Raw genomic sequence first — 15,507 nt, 5'->3', positions numbered from 1 at the left:
ACCTTAAGGACTTCTCTCCGATGCCGGCCCCCGTTGACGTTCTCGTACGACGGCGACATCGCGCCGACTCCGGCGGGAGGCGAGGTGCCCGTTCGTGACAGAGCGAGGCAGAACAGCGGTCGCCTTTTGTGTCGATCGATTCATTCGGGACTGTTTTCTTTCCTGATCATGCCTCACCGGTTTGCGGACGGGTATAACGGGCGATGTGCATGGCTGGTGGATATTCCACCGGTACAGGGGGTGGCGGTCGATGACGACGATGCCAGTGGAACTGCGATCACGGACGACCGTCCATGTGGTGTTCGTGCACGGCCTGTTCTCGTCGGTCGAAGTCTGGGACCAGTTCCGGAAACTGCTCGCCGCCGACGAGGCATTGCGCGGTGTGGTCGCCCACTGCTTTCCCTATGGAAGCCGGAAGATCAAAATACGCCCCGACCGCGCGATCGCCGAGTACGACGACATAGCGGACTCGCTCCGCACCTACTTGCGCGTCCAGATCCCGAGAACGGGCCGTGTCGTCCTGGTCAGCCACAGCCAGGGCGGCCTGATCGTCCAGCGCTTCCTGGCCCGGACACTGCACGAGGCCCAGGGGCCCGCGCTGAGCCGCATCGCGCAGATCGTCATGTTCGCCTGCCCCAACCACGGTTCGACGTTCTTCCTGTCGCTGCGCCGCTCGCTGTTCTTCTGGCGTCACCCGCAGGAGCGGCAGCTGCGGCCCTACCAGCGTGATGTCCTGGAGACCGAGCGGACCGTCATGCGGGCGATCGTGGGGGCGGACCGCAACACCGAGAGCGGCTGGCACATCCCGATCCAGGCGTACGGCGGGACCGAGGACGCCGTCGTCCCGGCGCGCGAGGCGAGGGGGGTCTTCCCGGACGGTGCCACCGTGCCGGGCGACCACTTCCAGATCGTGCAGCCCGCCGACCACGACAGCGCCTCCTACCGGGTCCTGCGGGACGTCCTGCTCGAACTCCTCGAAGCCGAGGAGGAGCCCACGGCACCCGGCCCCGCGCCGGCCGTGCCGCCCCGGCGCACCAGCGCGGAGGAACTCCCCGGACCCGCCCGGAGCCAGGGCGAGGAACTGCCCCCGCAGCAGGGCGGTGTCTCGGTGAGCCCGCCCTACGGCAGACGCGAGGTCCCGCTGCACGGCCGCGCCCCGCGCGGCATCATCGCCGGCCTCGTGGCCGCGCCCGCCGCGGGCGAGCCGAGGGTGCGCGTCCTGACCGGGCTGGGGGGTTCGGGCAAGAGCCGTATCGCGCTGGAGGCGGCTCACCGGACGGCGGGATCACGGCGGGTGTGGTGGGTCACCGTGCCCCAGATCAACACCTGTATGCGCGAGGTCGCCCGCCAGCTGGGCGCCCCCACCGGCGAGATCGAACAGGCGTTCCGCGGTGACGGCAGTCCGATGGACCTGGTGTGGCGGTACCTGGAGGACTGCCCCCACCCGTGGCTGCTGGTGATCGACAATGCCGACACCCCGGACCGGCTGGCCTCCGAGGCGAGCCGGGTGGCCGACGGCACCGGCTGGATACGCCAGCCGGTACGGGCCGACGGACTGGTCGTCGTGACCAGCCGGGACCGCTCGGCGGCCGGGTGGCTCCCGCCGTGCGTCGTGCACGAGGTGCCGCCCCTCGAAGCGGAGGAAGGGGCGGCGCTCCTCCTGGAGGCCGCTCCGCGGGGCGGCACCCGCAGACAGGCCCGTGAGCTGTCCAAGGCGCTGGGCGGCCTGCCGCTGGCCTTGTACGGAGCCGCCTCGTACCTCAACTCCGTGCACCGTGCGGCCCCCTCCCTGGACGACCCGGTGATCCACGACTTCGACAGCTATCGCGAGGTCTTCAAGGCCAGGAGCGCGTCGCCGCCCGGCACGGCGGCCAGCGGTCTGGAAGAGATGCTGGGCATGTCCGCCATGGCCGAGGTCTGCGGTATCGCGCTGGACCTGCTGGCGAGGCGTGGCCTGCCCCAGGCCGGTCCCCTGCTCCGGGTGTTCGCCTGCCTCGGCATCGCGCCCATCCCGTACCGGCCGCTGCTGGAGAGCACCGCGATCGACGCATCGCCGCTCCTGCCGGACTTCGACCGCCGCCGGCGCAACGCGGTGCTCAAGGGGCTGGACGACCTCGGACTCGTCGAGCGCGCCGGCCGCACCGAGCCGGAGAGCGGCCTTCTGACGCCCAGCCTGACGCTCCACCCCGTCGTCCACGCCCTGCTGCGGGGCGACGCGGAAATGGAGCGGCGCAGGTCCGACTACTACGGTCTCCTCGTCGACCTGCTGCTGGACGTCACCCGGCTCTCGCCTCCCGACGAGCCGCCGAGCTGGGACCTGTGGACCGCGATCGCCCCGCACGCGATGGAGGTCGTCCGCGACTGCGTCGCCGGTGACCAGCACGTCCGCGGGGACACGGTCCTGCGCGACGCCCTGGAGCTGGCCCGGCGCACCCTGCGGTACCTGATCGCCGTGGGGCTGCTCAGACCGGCCCAGGAACTGGCCACAGCCGTCCTGGACAACTGCGACGCGATCGGGTTCCAGCCGGACGACGACGAGATCCTCGAAGTACGTCACGAGAAGGCGCGCATCGCCCTGGAGAGCGGTGACTACTCGACCGCCGAGTCGGACCTGCGGGCCATCGTGACCGCCCGCCAGGAGCTGCTGGGAGCGGAGGACCGCAGAACGCTCGCCAGCCGGCACAAGCTGGCCCGGAGCATTCTCGAACAGTTCCGTTTCGACGAGGCGGAGCGCCTGCTGAGGTCCGTCGCGGAATCCGAAATGCGCGTACACGGACCCGACCACTCCGATACGGTCACGGTCAGACACAGTCTCGCGCGTGCCATGTTCGCTCTCGGCCGCACTTCCGAAGCCGAGGCGGAATTGCGCGAAATACTTCGGATAAGTCTCGACAAGTGGTCGCCGTCCACCATGGAGACGCTTCGTATTCGACAGACTCTGGCGCGATGCCTGATGAAGACCCAGCGGCCGGACGAGGCGGCGGACATCGTGCGGCAGGCACTTCAGGACACCACGCAAGGTTCCGATTCGGTGCTCGCCATGACCCTGCGGCACACGTGGTGCCAAGTGCTGTTGTGCCAGGGGGAGATCCCCCGGGCGCACCAGGAGACGGAACGCCTGCTCGACGACCGGCGACGGGTACTCGGTCCGCATCACCCGGAGACGGTGCGCAATCGACGCCTTCTCATCGCGCTCGAAGACCTGCTCGACCGTCCGGACCGGGCGGAGCGAAAAGAAGAGAAAGCAGGGGGAGGGGAGGGAGATACGGAAACGGACGGCTGATCGACATCCCCAAGTTCCGTACCCGGCTGGGCTATTGCGCCTACTATCGCTGTCCGTCACTCTCTGAGTGAGATGCCGATCACGGAGTGTCGCAGACCATCGCAGAGGAGCCCGTTGCATGAACTCCTTCCACCCGGAGCCGCACGACAGCCTCCCGTCGGAACCGGACGCCGAACTCGACGCCGATCAGCACCGGCTGGAGTCGGCCCGTCGCCTCGCGCTGGAGTCCATCGAGGAGGACCACCGGGCTCTGGAACGCGACGCGAAGTTGGCTTACAGCCCCGCGCTGCTGTTGGGATGATGGCGTGGCGGCCGGCGGACACCGCTGAGAGGGGAAGCAGCCATGACCAGTGACACGGCGACGGTCTTGACGGATGTGCACGACCCCTTCTTCCGTGTGGTCACCGCCACGGGTTTCAGCCGCGGTCACATCGCCGACCTGGCGTCGGGACGCTGCGCGGCCGTCCGGGTTCCGGGGCTGTTCCCCCCGTCGGTGTGCGACCGCATTGCACGGTCCCTGCTGGCCGCCGAGTTCGACAACTACGGTGCGGAACGCGTCCAGCCCATGGTGATGCGCTTCGGCGTCGGCGTCAGTGACTACCGGGCCGACGGCGGCGTGGCCGACTCCTACTGGCCGGACCTGGAGGCGTCCCGCGCGGCCTGGCGCAGGCTGTCCCTCCCCTTCGACCCCTGGGAGAGGGCCCGGCAGGCCCTGGGGGCGGACTGGCCCGGCAGGGTGGGCGTCGGACGCCGCGGCGGCCGCGAGATGGGCGCCGGAGTGGCGCGTGAGGCCCCGCAGGGGTTCCTGGTGCACTACGACGACGCCGGGCGCGAGTTCTCCGCCCCGCTGCTCGACGCGCCGCTCGTGGCCCAGCTGGCCTTCAACGTCTATGTCACCGTGCCGGAAACCGGCGGCGAGACCGTCATCTGGCGCCATCGCTGGCAGCCCGCGGACGAACGCCACCGGGCTCCCGGCTCGTACGGCTTCACCGAAGAGTGCGTGCGGGACGACGAGTCCCTGGTGATCAAGCCCGCCGTGGGGGACGGCCTGCTCTTCGACTCGCGGAACTACCACGCCGTGAAACCGAGTCACGGTGGCCGGCGGATCGCTCTCGGTTTCTCCCTGGGCCTCGCCGACACCGGAGACCTGCTGGCCTGGGGCTGAGGCTGTCGCGGACCCCGGTCGCGTACCGAAACACCTAACTGATGTGGTGACCATGGAAGTACTGCGCTATGCCGCCTTCACCAAGCAGGCGGACGGCGGAAACCCGGCCGGTGTCGTCCTGGACGCCACGGGACTGGCGGACACCGACATGGCGGGCATCGCCAAGGACGTCGGATACTCGGAGACCGCGTTCGTCGTCCCGAGGGGCGACGGCCACCTGGACGTGCGGTACTTCAGCCCGAGCGTCGAGGTCCCCTTCTGCGGACACGCCACCATCGCGACCGCGGTCGCCTTCGCCCGGCGGCACGGCGCGGGCGAACTCACCCTGCACACGCGGGCGGGTGTCGTCCCGGTGCACACCGGCGTCGACGACACCGGCTGGGTCGTCGCCACCCTGACCAGCGTGCCCCCGCGGACGGCGGCGGTGACCGACGCCCAGACCGGCCAGTTGCTGGACGTCCTGGGGTGGCGGCCGTCGGACCTCGACCCGCTCCTGCCGCCCCGAGCCGCCTACGCCGGCGCCTGGCACGTCGTGCTGGCCACCGCCTCGCGGGACCGGCTGGCCCGTCTCGACTACGACATGCCGCGGCTGGCCGCCCTGATGGACCGCCACGGCTGGGTGACGGTCGATCTGGTCCGCAGGGAGAGCACCACGGTCTTCCACGCCCGCAACCCCTTCCCCACCGGCGGGGTCTTCGAGGACCCGGCCACGGGGGCCGCGGCCGCCGCGCTCGGGGGCTATCTGCGCCAGGCGCGCCTGATCCCCCTGCCGTCCCGGCTGACCGTCCTCCAGGGGTACGACATGGGCCGCCCGAGCACCATCACCGTCACCGTCCCCGAGGACCCGCACACCGGCATCGGCATCACCGGTACGGCCGTATCCCTGTGAGGGGCGCGGCCCCGCCGTCACCGGTCGATCTCGACCAGGGTCTCGATCTCCACAGGCGTGTTCAGCGGCAGGTCCGCGACCCCCACCACCGCACGGGCATGTGCGCCACGGGCGCCGAACACCGCCTCGTAGAGCGCGCTGGCGCCGTCGACGGCCGCGTCCAGGTCACGGAACCCGGGTGCCACCGCCACATAGCCGGTGACCTTGACGATCCGGGTCACCCGGTCGATCCCCGCCACCGCGTCGACGGCGGCCAGCGACGCGAGGGCACAGCGCCGGCTCAGCTCCCGGGCCAGGGCCACCGGCACCTCGCCGCCGACACGCCCGGTCGCCACCAGCCTGCCGTCCGCGAGGGGAATCTGCCCCGCCACGAAGACGAACCGGCCGCTGACGACGGCGGGCACGTACCGGCCTTTGGGCGGACTGACCGACGGCAGGCGGAGTCCCAGTGAGGCGAGAACCTCCGAGGGGGGAACGGCCCGGTCCGGCTCATGCGGTGACATGGGCCGAGTCTAGAGGGGCCGCGCCCGGACGTCGGGGGAGTCGGGAGGTGTTCCACGTCAGCGGAGGGGAGCGGACCTCCGTGCCCGGCCGGCGGACTCGGCGCGCTCCCGTGCGCGCCGCGCGGCCCGGGCCACGGACCCGCGGTGCGCCGGCCCGTGCCCGGGCAGCAGCAGGTCGCCGTCCAGCTCCTCGAACACGTCCAGCGACGCCACGGTCCGGGCGCGCTCGTGGTGGAACAGGTCGGGCAGCAGTTGCGGACCCTCGGTGCGGGAGATGGGGTGGCCGGTGACCAGGGCGTCGCCCGAGACCACCACCCCGGTCTCCGGCAGGTGGTAGGCGCAGTGGCCGTCCGTGTGTCCCGGAGTGTGCACGGGAACGGGCCTGCCGGGCAGGTCCAGGGCGCCCGCCGCCGGGAACGGCCGCGGCTCGGCGACCGGCAGTCGAGCGGTGCCGCCGGAGCGGGCGGCGTGCGCGATCCACGGCAGCACGCCCGGCCGCCAGGCGTTGCGCAGGACCGTCGGGACCGAGACCTGCTGGAGGAAGTCCCGCCGGGCGTGCGGCACTTCGGCTTCGTGCAGCAGGACGGGCGTGCCGTACGCGGTGCGCAGGTACTCGGCGGAGCCCAGGTGGTCGTTGTGGGCGTGCGTGACGAGGACGGCCGCCACCGCCTCCGGCGAACTCCCCACGGACGCGAGGGAGTCGAGCACCGCCTGCCGGTCACCGGGGTAGCCGGTGTCGATCAGCGTCACCGCGTCCCCGTCGGTGAGGATCACCCAGTTGGTGTTGCTGCCGTGCACCAGATAGGTGCCGTCCGCGACCTGCCGCACGTCGGCGCTCATCGCTCACTCCGCGTCCTGAGAGGGGCTGGTGGACCGGGAACAGCCAACCAGACGCCGGGCGGTGGCGGAGCGATGGGTTCCGGTCGGTCTCACCGCACGCCGCGCGGGCGGAACTGGACGCTGATCCGGCCGCCCGCCACCCGCGCGGACTTCGGTACGCAGTGCTCCCAGGTGCGCTGGCAGGAGCCGCCCATCACGATCAGGTCGCCGTGGCCCAGCGGCCGGCGCACCGTGCCGCCGCCGCCCACCGGACGCAGCAGCAGGTCCCGGGGCGTGCCCACGGAGAGGATGGCGACCATCGTGTCCTCACGCGCGCCCCGGCCGATCCGGTCGCCGTGCCAGGCGACACTGTCCCGGCCGTCCCGGTAGTAGCACAGGCCCGCGGTGGTGAACGGCTCGCCCAGCTCCTCGCCGTAGTGCGCGGTGAGGGTATCGCGGGCCTCGTCGAGGACCGGGTCGGGCAGGGGGTCCCGCGCCCCGTAGAAGGCGAGCAGCCGGGGGACGTCGACCACCCGGTCGTACATCTCGCGCCGCTCCGCGCGCCAGGGGACCTCGGCGGCGAGCCGTTCGAACAGCGCGTCGGCGCCGCTCAGCCACCCCGGGAGTACGTCGATCCAGGCGCCGGAGCCCAGCCGGGTGCGGCGGACTCCGTCGAGCGGGCCGAGCCGTGGGCGGTCGGTCTGGTCGAAGAGGGAACCCTGGAGATGCGTGCTCATACTCCGAGCGTACCTCTCAATCGAACGTACGTTCCAAGTGTGGTGCGGGAGGTTCGCAGGCGCCGGTGAATCGGATACGTTCCCGTAGCGAACGGAGACCGGCGGTGACGGAGCCGGCCGCGGCGGGGCGGTGGCCGAGGGACAGGGAACAAGGGAACGAGGAAGGGACGGTCGCCATGGACGCCGACGTCATCGTCGTCGGAGCGGGCCTTGCGGGACTGGTCGCGGCGCACGAACTGACCAGCCGGGGTCGCCGGGTGGCCCTCGTCGACCAGGAGAACGCCGCCAACCTCGGCGGACAGGCGTTCTGGTCGTTCGGCGGGCTGTTCCTCGTCGGCTCACCGGAACAGCGGCGCCTCGGCGTCAAGGACAGCTTCGAGCTGGCCTGGAACGACTGGCAGGGCAGCGCCGGCTTCGACCGCCTGGACGACGAGGACTCCTGGGCGGTGCGCTGGGCCCGGGCGTACGTCGAGTTCGCGGCGGGGGAGAAGCGGTCCTGGCTGGACGGGCACGGCATCAAGCTGCTGCCCAACGTCGGCTGGGCCGAGCGCGGCGACCTGAGGGCCGACGGACACGGCAACTCGGTGCCCCGCTTCCACATCGCCTGGGGCACCGGCACCGGAGTGGTCGAGCCCTTCGCCCGGTACGCCAAGCAGGCCGTGCGCGACGGACTGCTCACCTTCCACCACCGGCACCGCGTCGACGAGCTGATCGTGGAGGGCGGCACCGCGCGCGGCGTACGGGGCACGGTCCTCGCCGAGGACGGATCACCGCGCGGCGTCGCCTCCAACCGCGACCGGATCGGCGACTTCGAACTGACCGCCCAGGCCGTGATCGTCACCTCCGGCGGCATCGGCGCCGACCACGACATCGTCCGCCGCTACTGGCCCGAGCGCCTGGGCACCCCGCCCGCCGAGATGGTCACCGGTGTCCCCGCCTACGTCGACGGACGGATGCTGGACATCAGCGCGGCGGCGGGCGTCCGCCTGGTCAACCGCGACCGCATGTGGCACTACACCGAGGGCCTGCGCAACTGGAACCCCGTCTGGCCCGGCCACGGCATCCGCATCCTGCCGGGCCCGTCCCCGATGTGGTTCGACGCGCTCGGCCGCCGCCTGCCCGACCCCTGCCTGCCCGGCTACGACACCCTCAGCACCCTCAGGCACCTGCGCACCGACGAGGACATCGCCCCGTACGACCACTCCTGGTTCATCCTCACCCGGAAGATCGTGGAGAAGGAGTTCGCGCTGTCGGGCTCCGAACAGAACCCGGACATCACGGCCAAGGACCGGGCGGCCTTCCTGCGGGAGCGGGTCGTCGGCAAGGGCGCCCCGGGGCCGGTGGCCGCCTTCGTGCGCGAAGGCGCCGACTTCGTGACCGCGCCGACCCTCGAACAGCTCGTCGACCGGATGAACGGGCTCACCGACAAGCCGCTCCTCGACGCCGCCGCCGTCCGCCGCCAGATCGAGGCCCGCGACCTCCAGCTGGCCAACCCCTACAGCAAGGACGCCCAGGTCCAGGGCATCCGCAACGCCCGCCGCTACCTCAGCGACCGGATCAGCCGGGTGGCGTCCCCGCACCGGATCCTCGACCCGGCGGCCGGTCCGCTGATCGGCGTCAAGCTGCACATCCTCACCCGCAAGACCCTCGGCGGCATCCAGACCGACCTCGACTCCCGCGCCCTCGGCGCCGACGGCACGCCGGTCGAGGGCCTGTACGCGGCCGGTGAGGTGGCCGGGTTCGGCGGCGGCGGGGTGCACGGGTACAACGCCCTGGAGGGCACCTTCCTGGGCGGCTGCCTCTTCTCGGGACGGGCGGCCGGACGCGCGGCGGCACGGCAGACGGCTTGAGGAGCGGGGCTCGAGGGCCGGGGCTCAGGGGGAGCGGCTCTCGCCGAGCAGGCGGGCCAGTACGGCGGTGTGGCCGCGGTCGGTGTCCTTGGACGCGGTCAGCAGCGTCACGGGCCCCTCGTCCGCCCGCTCTCTCAGCCGGTCGAGTGCCTCCGCCGCCTCCGGAGCGGCCAGTTCGGCCTCGTAACGCCCGGCGAACTCCTCGTCGGAGCCCTCGCCCGCGTGGTACCAGCGGCGCAGTTCCGTGGACGAGGTGAGTTCCTTGGGCCACTCGTCCACGCGCGCGGCGTCCTTCTTCAGGCCGCGCGGCCACAGCCGGTCCACCAGCACCCGCGTGCCGTCGTCCGGCTCGGGCGGGTCGTAGACGCGGCGCACACGGACGTTCACGGCTCGGTCCCTTCGGCGGCGGACGGCGCTGGGGCCGAGCCTACGCGGCCCCGGCGCCGTCCGCCCGTCCGCTTCCCGGGGCCGTGCCGCACGGTCAGCCCGTCCGCCGGCGGGACGCCAGGCGCCGCTTCAGGGCGCGCCGCTCGTTCTCGTCGGTCCCGCCCCAGACGCCGATGGACTGCCCCGTGTCCAGGGCCCACTCCAGGCACTGGTCCCGGACCGGGCAGCGCCGGCAGACCCCCTTCGCCTGCTCGGTCTGCAGCAGGGCCGGGCCTGAGGTCCCGACCGGGAAGAACAGGTCGGGGTCCTCGGCGCGGCAGGCCGCGTGCTCTCGCCAGTCATCCATCGAAGTCACCTGCGATCGTCGTGTCGCGCTGTCACGGATTCGGGTTGCTCACCCTCGGGTGACCTGTGGACGCCGGGGCCAAACGGGCGGGAGGCCGCAAAGTCGTTCCCGGGTGCGGAAGTTCCTACGCCCGCAGCGCCCGGGCCGCGGCCGCCCCCACCGCCTCGGCCACCGTGGCCAGGGCCGGCGAGTCGAGCTTCCACTGCTGCCAGTACAGCGGCACGTCGACCGCCGTCCCGGGGGCCGGCTCGGCCAACCGGCCGCTGCGCAGCAGGGGTTCGGCCTGCGGCTCGGGCACCATGCCCCACCCCAGTCCGGCGGCGACGGCCTCGACGAACCCCTCCGACGTGGGGACGTAGTGCCGCACCGGACTGGCCGACCCGTGTCCGCCGCCGAGCCGGCGGACGAAGCCGTCCTGGAAGTCGTCGCGCCGGTCGAACACCACCACGGGCGCCTCCGCCAGCGCCCGGCGCAGCGGTCCGGACAGGTACCGGGCGGCGAACTCCGGTGCGGCCACCGGGAGATACCGCATCCGCCCCAGCGGCCGTACCGAGCAGCCCGGCACCGCGTCCGGCGACGAGGTCACCGCGGCCATCACCACGCCCTCCCGCAGCAGGGCCGCCGTGTGGTCCTCGTCCTCGCGGCGCAGCTCGAAGCAGAGCGGCGGATCGCGCGGCACCCGGGTGAGCGCGTCGAGGAACCAGGTCGCCAGCGAGTCCGCGTTCACCGCCACCGACACCCGGACCGGCTCACCGGCCCCGCTCAGCCCCAGCTCGGCGTGGGCGTCCCGGGCCAGCCACGCCACCTGCCGGGCGAGCCGCACCAGCACCGCGCCGGACGGGGTGGTCCGCACCGGCTTGGTGCGCAGCAGCAGGACTCGGCCGGTGCGCTGCTCCAGGGCCTTCACCCGCTGGCTCACCGCCGAGGGCGTCACGTGCAGCGCCGCCGCGGCGGCGTCGAACGTCCCCTCGTCCACCACCGCCAGCAGGGTCCGCACCTGGTCCAGGGGCAGGTCGCCCAGGGCCGCCGTCGCCGATGTCGTCATCGCGTCACCTTCACAAGAGCTAAAGATACGTAAGAATCTTCAGCTGTACGCGCGATGACCGCTCGCTTAGCGTCGGGGGCATGAACAACGCCCTGGCCGCCGCGGCCGCCGGCTTCGGTACCGGCCTCTCCCTCATCGTCGCCATCGGCGCCCAGAACGCCTTCGTCCTGCGTCAGGGCGTCCGCCGGGACGCGGTCCTGGCCGTGGTCGGCATCTGCGCCCTGTCCGACGCGGTGCTGATCGCCCTGGGCGTCGGCGGGGTCGGCGCCCTGGTGGTGGCGTGGCCGGGCGCGCTGACGGCGGTCGGCTGGATCGGCGGGGCCTTCCTGCTGGGGTACGGCGCCCTGGCCGCCCGGCGGGTGTTCCGGCCGGCCGGCGCGCTGCGGGCGGACGGCGGGTACGGCGACGCCGGGGCGGGCTCCCGGCGGCGGGCGGTGCTCACCTGCCTGGCCTTGACCTGGCTCAACCCGCACGTCTACCTGGACACCGTCTTCCTGCTCGGCTCCGTCGCCGCCGACCGCGGCCCGCTGCGCTGGACCTTCGGCCTGGGCGCGGCGCTCGCGAGCCTCGCCTGGTTCGCCGCGCTCGGCTTCGGCGCCCGCCACCTCGGCCGTTTCCTCGGCAGCCGCACGGCGTGGCGGGTCCTGGACGGCCTGGTGGCCGCCGTCATGATCGCCCTCGGCGTCTCGCTGATCGCCGGGAGTTGACGCCCGTCACACCGCGCCGCCCCGCCGTCCTGCGATAGTGAGGAAATCGAAAGATGTAACGACCAAGTAGGGATGCGTGGACACGAGCGACAGCAGTACCGAACCCCGGGCCCAGGGCCCTGGCCCCGGCCCCGACGAAACGCCTCCCGCCCCGCGCCGGGGCTGGCGCCGCTGGGCGATGGACACCCGCCCCCTGCGCCGCCCCGCCTTCCGGCGGCTGTGGGTCTCCACGATCGTCACGGCCGTCGGCAGCCAGCTCACCGCCGTCGCCGTGCCCAAGCAGATCTACGACATCACCGGCTCCTCGGCCTGGGTGGGCGCCGCCAGCCTGGCCGGACTGGTGCCGCTGGTCGTGTTCGCGCTGTGGGGCGGCGCGGTCGCCGACACCATGGACCGCCGCAAACTGCTGCTGATCACCAACAGCGGCATAGCCGTGACCTCGCTGCTGTTCTGGGTGCAGGCCGTCACCGGCCTGGAGTCGGTCGTCGTACTGATGGTGCTGCTGGCGCTCCAGCAGGCCTTCTGGGGCCTGAACTCCCCGGCGCGCAGCGCCTCCATCGCCCGGCTGGTCCCCGAGGACGAGCTGCCCGCCGCCAACGCCCTCGGCTCGACCGTCATGCAGACCGGCCAGGTGGTGGGCCCCCTGCTCGCGGGCGTCCTGATCCCGGTCATCGGCCTGCCCGAGCTGTACCTCATCGACGCGGTCGCCCTGTGCGTCACGGTGTGGGCGGTCCACCGGCTGCCCGCACTGCTGCCGCTGACGGGCGGGGGGAAGGGGCGAGCGGGCCTGCGCGAGGTGGTGGCCGGCTTCCGCTACATCGCCGGGCACACGGTGCTGCTGCTGTCCTTCCTCGCCGACATCGTCGCGATGGTGTTCGGCATGCCCCGGGCCCTGTTCCCGCAGCTCGCCGCCGAGACGTACGCGGGCTCGGGTGAGGGGCTCGCGCTGGGGCTGCTGTACGCGGCGATCCCGATCGGCGCGGTGGCCGGCGGACTGTTCTCCGGCACCTTCTCCCGGGCCAGGCGGCACGGCTGGATGGTGATCGGCGCGGTCGTCGCCTGGGGCGCCGCCGTCGCGGGCTTCGGACTGAGCGGGAGCCTGTGGCTCGCGGTGGTCTTCCTCGCGGTCGCGGGCGTCGCCGACATGGTCTCGATGGTCTTCCGCGGCGCCATCCTGCTGTCCGCCGCGACCGACGAGATGCGCGGCCGGATGCAGGGCGTCTTCACGGTCGTCGTCGCGGGCGGACCGCGTCTGGCCGACGTGCTGCACGGCACCGCGGGCTCGGCCTTCGGGGCGCGCGGCGCGGTGACGGGGGGCGGGCTGCTGGTCGTCGTGGTGATGCTGGGCCTGGCCCTGACGGTGCCCGCCCTGCGCCGCTACCGGGTCTGACCCTGACGGTGCCCGCCCTGCGCCGCTACCGGGTCCGACCCGCTACAGCGGGCCGCCGCGCCGGTGCAGCGCGTACTGCTCCAGCAGCTTGCCCCGGGTCGTCTCCAGCCGGTGCGCCAGGATCTCGGCGACGGACCGCACCAGGACCACGCCGAGCCGGGGATCGTCCTCGCAGAGCCGGAGCACCGCGGCGGCGTCGAACTCGTAGGCGCGCACCGCGCTGAACGCCTCGGCGCCGAAGTCCCACTGGTACGGCGGGAACAGCCAGGACCAGCCGAGCAGGTCGCCGGCGCCGAGGCTGGCGACCGTCACGCTCTGCAGGGACGTCACCCGCTGGGTGAGGGAGACGGCGCCGGAGCGGACCACCCAGAAGCGGTCGGCCGTGCCGCCCGCCTCGAAGATCCGGGTGTCCTCCGGGAAGTGGACCTCCCTGGCCAGTTCGGTCAGCCGCGCCCGCTGGGGCGGGGGGAGGGCGTTGAGCAGTTTGATCGCTTTGGTCATGACACGGAACTCCTCGCCGGCCGATGCGGTTCCGGTGTTTTCCCTACGCCCATTTCAGCGGCCGGCGCGGCCCCGGGCACCTCGGCGGGCGCGGAGATTCCGTGACGGTATGAAAAAGCCCTGGCTGGACGGGGGGATCCAGCCAGGGCCGTGAACAGTGGCGCCGGAGGACCGCGCGGATCGACTCCGTCACCACGTATAGGTGAACGCTAAACCATTTGTGGACGTTCCAGGAAACCGGGGACGGTGTACGTGACCCGTCTCACCCGTCTCACCCGTTTCACCTCTCACCTGCCTCCCTGTTCACCGCCGTCCCGGCCCGCCTCTCCCCGTTGCCGTTCGGGCCGCGATGCACGGGCGGGGTGCCTGCCTCAGCCGGCGTGCTCCGCGACCACCCGTACCGTCCCCAGCGCCGGGTCGCTCGGGTCCGGCAGGTACATCCCGGCGGCCAGGCCGCTGGTCAGGTAGCGCAGCACCGGCTCGGTCAGCCGCTCGCCCGGCAGGACGGCCGGGATGCCCGGCGGGTACGGGGTGATCATCTCCGCCGCGATCCGGCCGGCCGCCCGCTCCACGGGGACGTCCTCGGTCGGCCCGAAGAACGCGTCCCGGGGGAGCACGACCTGCGCCATCCGCAGCTCGGCCGGTGACGGGACCGCCACCCGAGGGGCGTCCGGCAGGCCGGGGGCGGCGTGCGCCAGCTCCTTGAGCGCTGTCAGCAGCTCCCCGGTGGTCTCCCGGTCGTCGCCGTGGGTGATCTGCGCGCCGATCCGCCGGTGGTCGGTCAGATGGGCGACGATGCCGCGCCGCTCGCGCAGCCAGTCGGCGGCCTGGTAGCCGGAGATGCCGAGCCCGGCGAGGTCGATGACGACCGGCAGCGGGTCGAAGCCGTCGGCCAGTCCCGGGCCGCAGAAGTCCGCCCGGTCGTTGACGTGCATGCCGTCGATCTCCTCGATCGCCGCCCGCACCTCGGCCGCCAGTTCCAGCGCGCCGCCCATGACCTCCTGCCCGCGCAGCGCCATCTGGCGGCGCCAGCCGTCCAGCCCCGCGTAGATCAGCACCGACGGGCTGGTGGTGCTCAGCAGGTCCGCGCGCATGCCCAGCAGCTTCGGCTCCACCAGGTCGCCCTGGAGGTGGAAGACGGAACCCTGCTCCAGACCGCTGCCCATCTTGTGGATGCTGGTCACACAGATGTCGGCGCCCGCGTCCATCGCCCAGGACGGCAGGTCCGGGTGGAAGGGCAGGTGCGCGCCCCACGCCTCGTCGACGATCAGCGGCCGTCCGCGCCGGTGGCAGACCTCGGCGACGGCGGCGAGGTCCGCGCCGGCGCCGTACGGTGTCGGACTGGTGATCAGGGCGCCCCTGGCGTCGGGGTGCTCGGCGAAGGCCGCCTCGTACTCCGCCGCGGACGGCGGATGGGCGAGATGGCGCTCCGCGTCCCAGCGCGGCTCGACCCAGACCGGCTCGATGCCCGACAGCACCAGACCGGACACCACCGACTTGTGCGCGTCCCGGCCGATCAGCAGCTTCTCGTGCGGCCCCGCGACCGCGAGCATCGCCGCCTTGACCGACAGGGAACTGCCGCACGTCGAGAAGAAGGTGTGGTCGGCGTGGACGGCGTCCGCCATCAGCTCCTGGGCACGCTGGAGCACCCGGTCGCGGGTGAGCCGGTCGTCGAGCCCTCCGATCGCCAGTACGTCACCGAGGAAGACCGCGTCGCCCAGCACCTCCCGGACGGCCGGATCGGCGCCCCGCGCCTGCTTGTGCCCCGGGGGCGTGAACGACAGCCGGCCCTCCCGGCGGTAGTCGGCGAGAGCCTGGAGCACCGGAGCCTGGGTGTGATCGATGGCCATGCCCTGCGGCTTCCCCGCAGCGGACGCCCCAATCG

General features: G+C 72.7%; 15 protein-coding genes. 7 read left to right on the top strand and 8 right to left on the bottom strand.

Annotated elements, in window-relative coordinates; translation table 11 throughout:
- Positions 1–250 precede the first annotated feature (250 nt).
- From ACIQR3_RS18035 to ACIQR3_RS18020, 4 genes are all read left to right on the top strand, one after another.
- The gene (locus tag ACIQR3_RS18035; protein WP_403539735.1) at positions 251–3,283 is read left to right on the top strand and encodes an alpha/beta fold hydrolase; all 3,033 of its coding nucleotides are present in this window, start codon (positions 251–253) and stop codon (positions 3,281–3,283) included.
- A gap of 118 nt (positions 3,284–3,401) precedes the next feature.
- Complete coding sequence (locus tag ACIQR3_RS18030) at positions 3,402–3,584, top strand: hypothetical protein (RefSeq protein ID WP_403539733.1); 183 nt, start codon at positions 3,402–3,404, stop codon at positions 3,582–3,584.
- 42 nt (positions 3,585–3,626) lie between these two features.
- Positions 3,627–4,448, top strand: coding sequence for a proline hydroxylase (locus ACIQR3_RS18025; RefSeq protein ID WP_403539731.1), 822 nt, complete (start codon positions 3,627–3,629; stop codon positions 4,446–4,448).
- A gap of 52 nt (positions 4,449–4,500) precedes the next feature.
- A complete protein-coding gene (locus tag ACIQR3_RS18020) occupies positions 4,501–5,337 on the top strand; it encodes a PhzF family phenazine biosynthesis protein (RefSeq protein WP_403540059.1) in 837 nt (278 codons plus the stop codon).
- A 17-nt stretch (positions 5,338–5,354) separates the two neighbouring features.
- Here the strand turns inward: ACIQR3_RS18020 and ACIQR3_RS18015 are convergent, their stop codons facing one another.
- The 3 genes from ACIQR3_RS18015 to ACIQR3_RS18005 all read right to left on the bottom strand — a co-directional run bounded on the left by ACIQR3_RS18015 (position 5,355) and on the right by ACIQR3_RS18005 (position 7,396).
- Entirely contained in the window at positions 5,355–5,840 is a 486-nt protein-coding gene (locus ACIQR3_RS18015) for a RidA family protein (RefSeq protein WP_403539729.1), read from the bottom strand.
- A gap of 57 nt (positions 5,841–5,897) precedes the next feature.
- Positions 5,898–6,680 carry an MBL fold metallo-hydrolase gene (locus ACIQR3_RS18010; protein WP_403539727.1) on the bottom strand — a complete coding sequence of 261 codons (783 nt, stop codon included), beginning with the start codon at positions 6,678–6,680 and terminating at the stop codon, positions 5,898–5,900.
- 89 nt (positions 6,681–6,769) lie between these two features.
- Complete coding sequence (locus ACIQR3_RS18005; protein ID WP_403539725.1) at positions 6,770–7,396, bottom strand: alpha-ketoglutarate-dependent dioxygenase AlkB; 627 nt, start codon at positions 7,394–7,396, stop codon at positions 6,770–6,772.
- Positions 7,397–7,572: 176 nt separating this feature from the next.
- On the opposite strand from ACIQR3_RS18005, the gene ACIQR3_RS18000 reads away from it, so the two are divergent.
- Positions 7,573–9,246, top strand: coding sequence for an FAD-binding dehydrogenase (locus ACIQR3_RS18000; RefSeq protein WP_403539724.1), 1,674 nt, complete (start codon positions 7,573–7,575; stop codon positions 9,244–9,246).
- Between the two features lie 24 nt (positions 9,247–9,270).
- Here the strand turns inward: ACIQR3_RS18000 and ACIQR3_RS17995 are convergent, their stop codons facing one another.
- The 3 genes from ACIQR3_RS17995 to ACIQR3_RS17985 all read right to left on the bottom strand — a co-directional run bounded on the left by ACIQR3_RS17995 (position 9,271) and on the right by ACIQR3_RS17985 (position 11,024).
- Positions 9,271–9,633, bottom strand: coding sequence for a DUF488 domain-containing protein (locus tag ACIQR3_RS17995; protein WP_403539722.1), 363 nt, complete (start codon positions 9,631–9,633; stop codon positions 9,271–9,273).
- 94 nt (positions 9,634–9,727) lie between these two features.
- A complete protein-coding gene (locus tag ACIQR3_RS17990; protein ID WP_403539720.1) occupies positions 9,728–9,979 on the bottom strand; it encodes a WhiB family transcriptional regulator in 252 nt (83 codons plus the stop codon).
- A 124-nt stretch (positions 9,980–10,103) separates the two neighbouring features.
- Positions 10,104–11,024, bottom strand: a complete 921-nt coding sequence (locus ACIQR3_RS17985) for a LysR family transcriptional regulator ArgP (RefSeq protein WP_403539718.1) — start codon at positions 11,022–11,024, stop codon at positions 10,104–10,106.
- 80 nt (positions 11,025–11,104) lie between these two features.
- Between ACIQR3_RS17985 and ACIQR3_RS17980 the strand changes: the two genes are divergently transcribed.
- Together ACIQR3_RS17980 and ACIQR3_RS17975 are read left to right on the top strand one after the other, a co-directional pair.
- Complete coding sequence (locus ACIQR3_RS17980; protein ID WP_403539717.1) at positions 11,105–11,731, top strand: LysE/ArgO family amino acid transporter; 627 nt, start codon at positions 11,105–11,107, stop codon at positions 11,729–11,731.
- A 76-nt stretch (positions 11,732–11,807) separates the two neighbouring features.
- Entirely contained in the window at positions 11,808–13,121 is a 1,314-nt protein-coding gene (locus ACIQR3_RS17975) for an MFS transporter (protein ID WP_403539715.1), read from the top strand.
- A 42-nt stretch (positions 13,122–13,163) separates the two neighbouring features.
- On the opposite strand, the gene ACIQR3_RS17970 is transcribed toward ACIQR3_RS17975, so the two are convergent.
- Entirely contained in the window at positions 13,164–13,622 is a 459-nt protein-coding gene (locus ACIQR3_RS17970; RefSeq protein WP_403539713.1) for a cyclic nucleotide-binding domain-containing protein, read from the bottom strand.
- 371 nt (positions 13,623–13,993) lie between these two features.
- Complete coding sequence (locus ACIQR3_RS17965) at positions 13,994–15,472, bottom strand: aminotransferase class I/II-fold pyridoxal phosphate-dependent enzyme (RefSeq protein WP_403539712.1); 1,479 nt, start codon at positions 15,470–15,472, stop codon at positions 13,994–13,996.
- Between the last annotated feature and the right edge of the window lie 35 nt (positions 15,473–15,507).

This window comes from Streptomyces sp. NPDC090994 (assembly GCF_044768905.1).
Classification (GTDB): domain Bacteria; phylum Actinomycetota; class Actinomycetes; order Streptomycetales; family Streptomycetaceae; genus Streptomyces.
The sequence above is the reverse complement of the archived record's forward strand: the minus strand, read 5'-3'. Positions and strand labels throughout refer to the sequence as shown.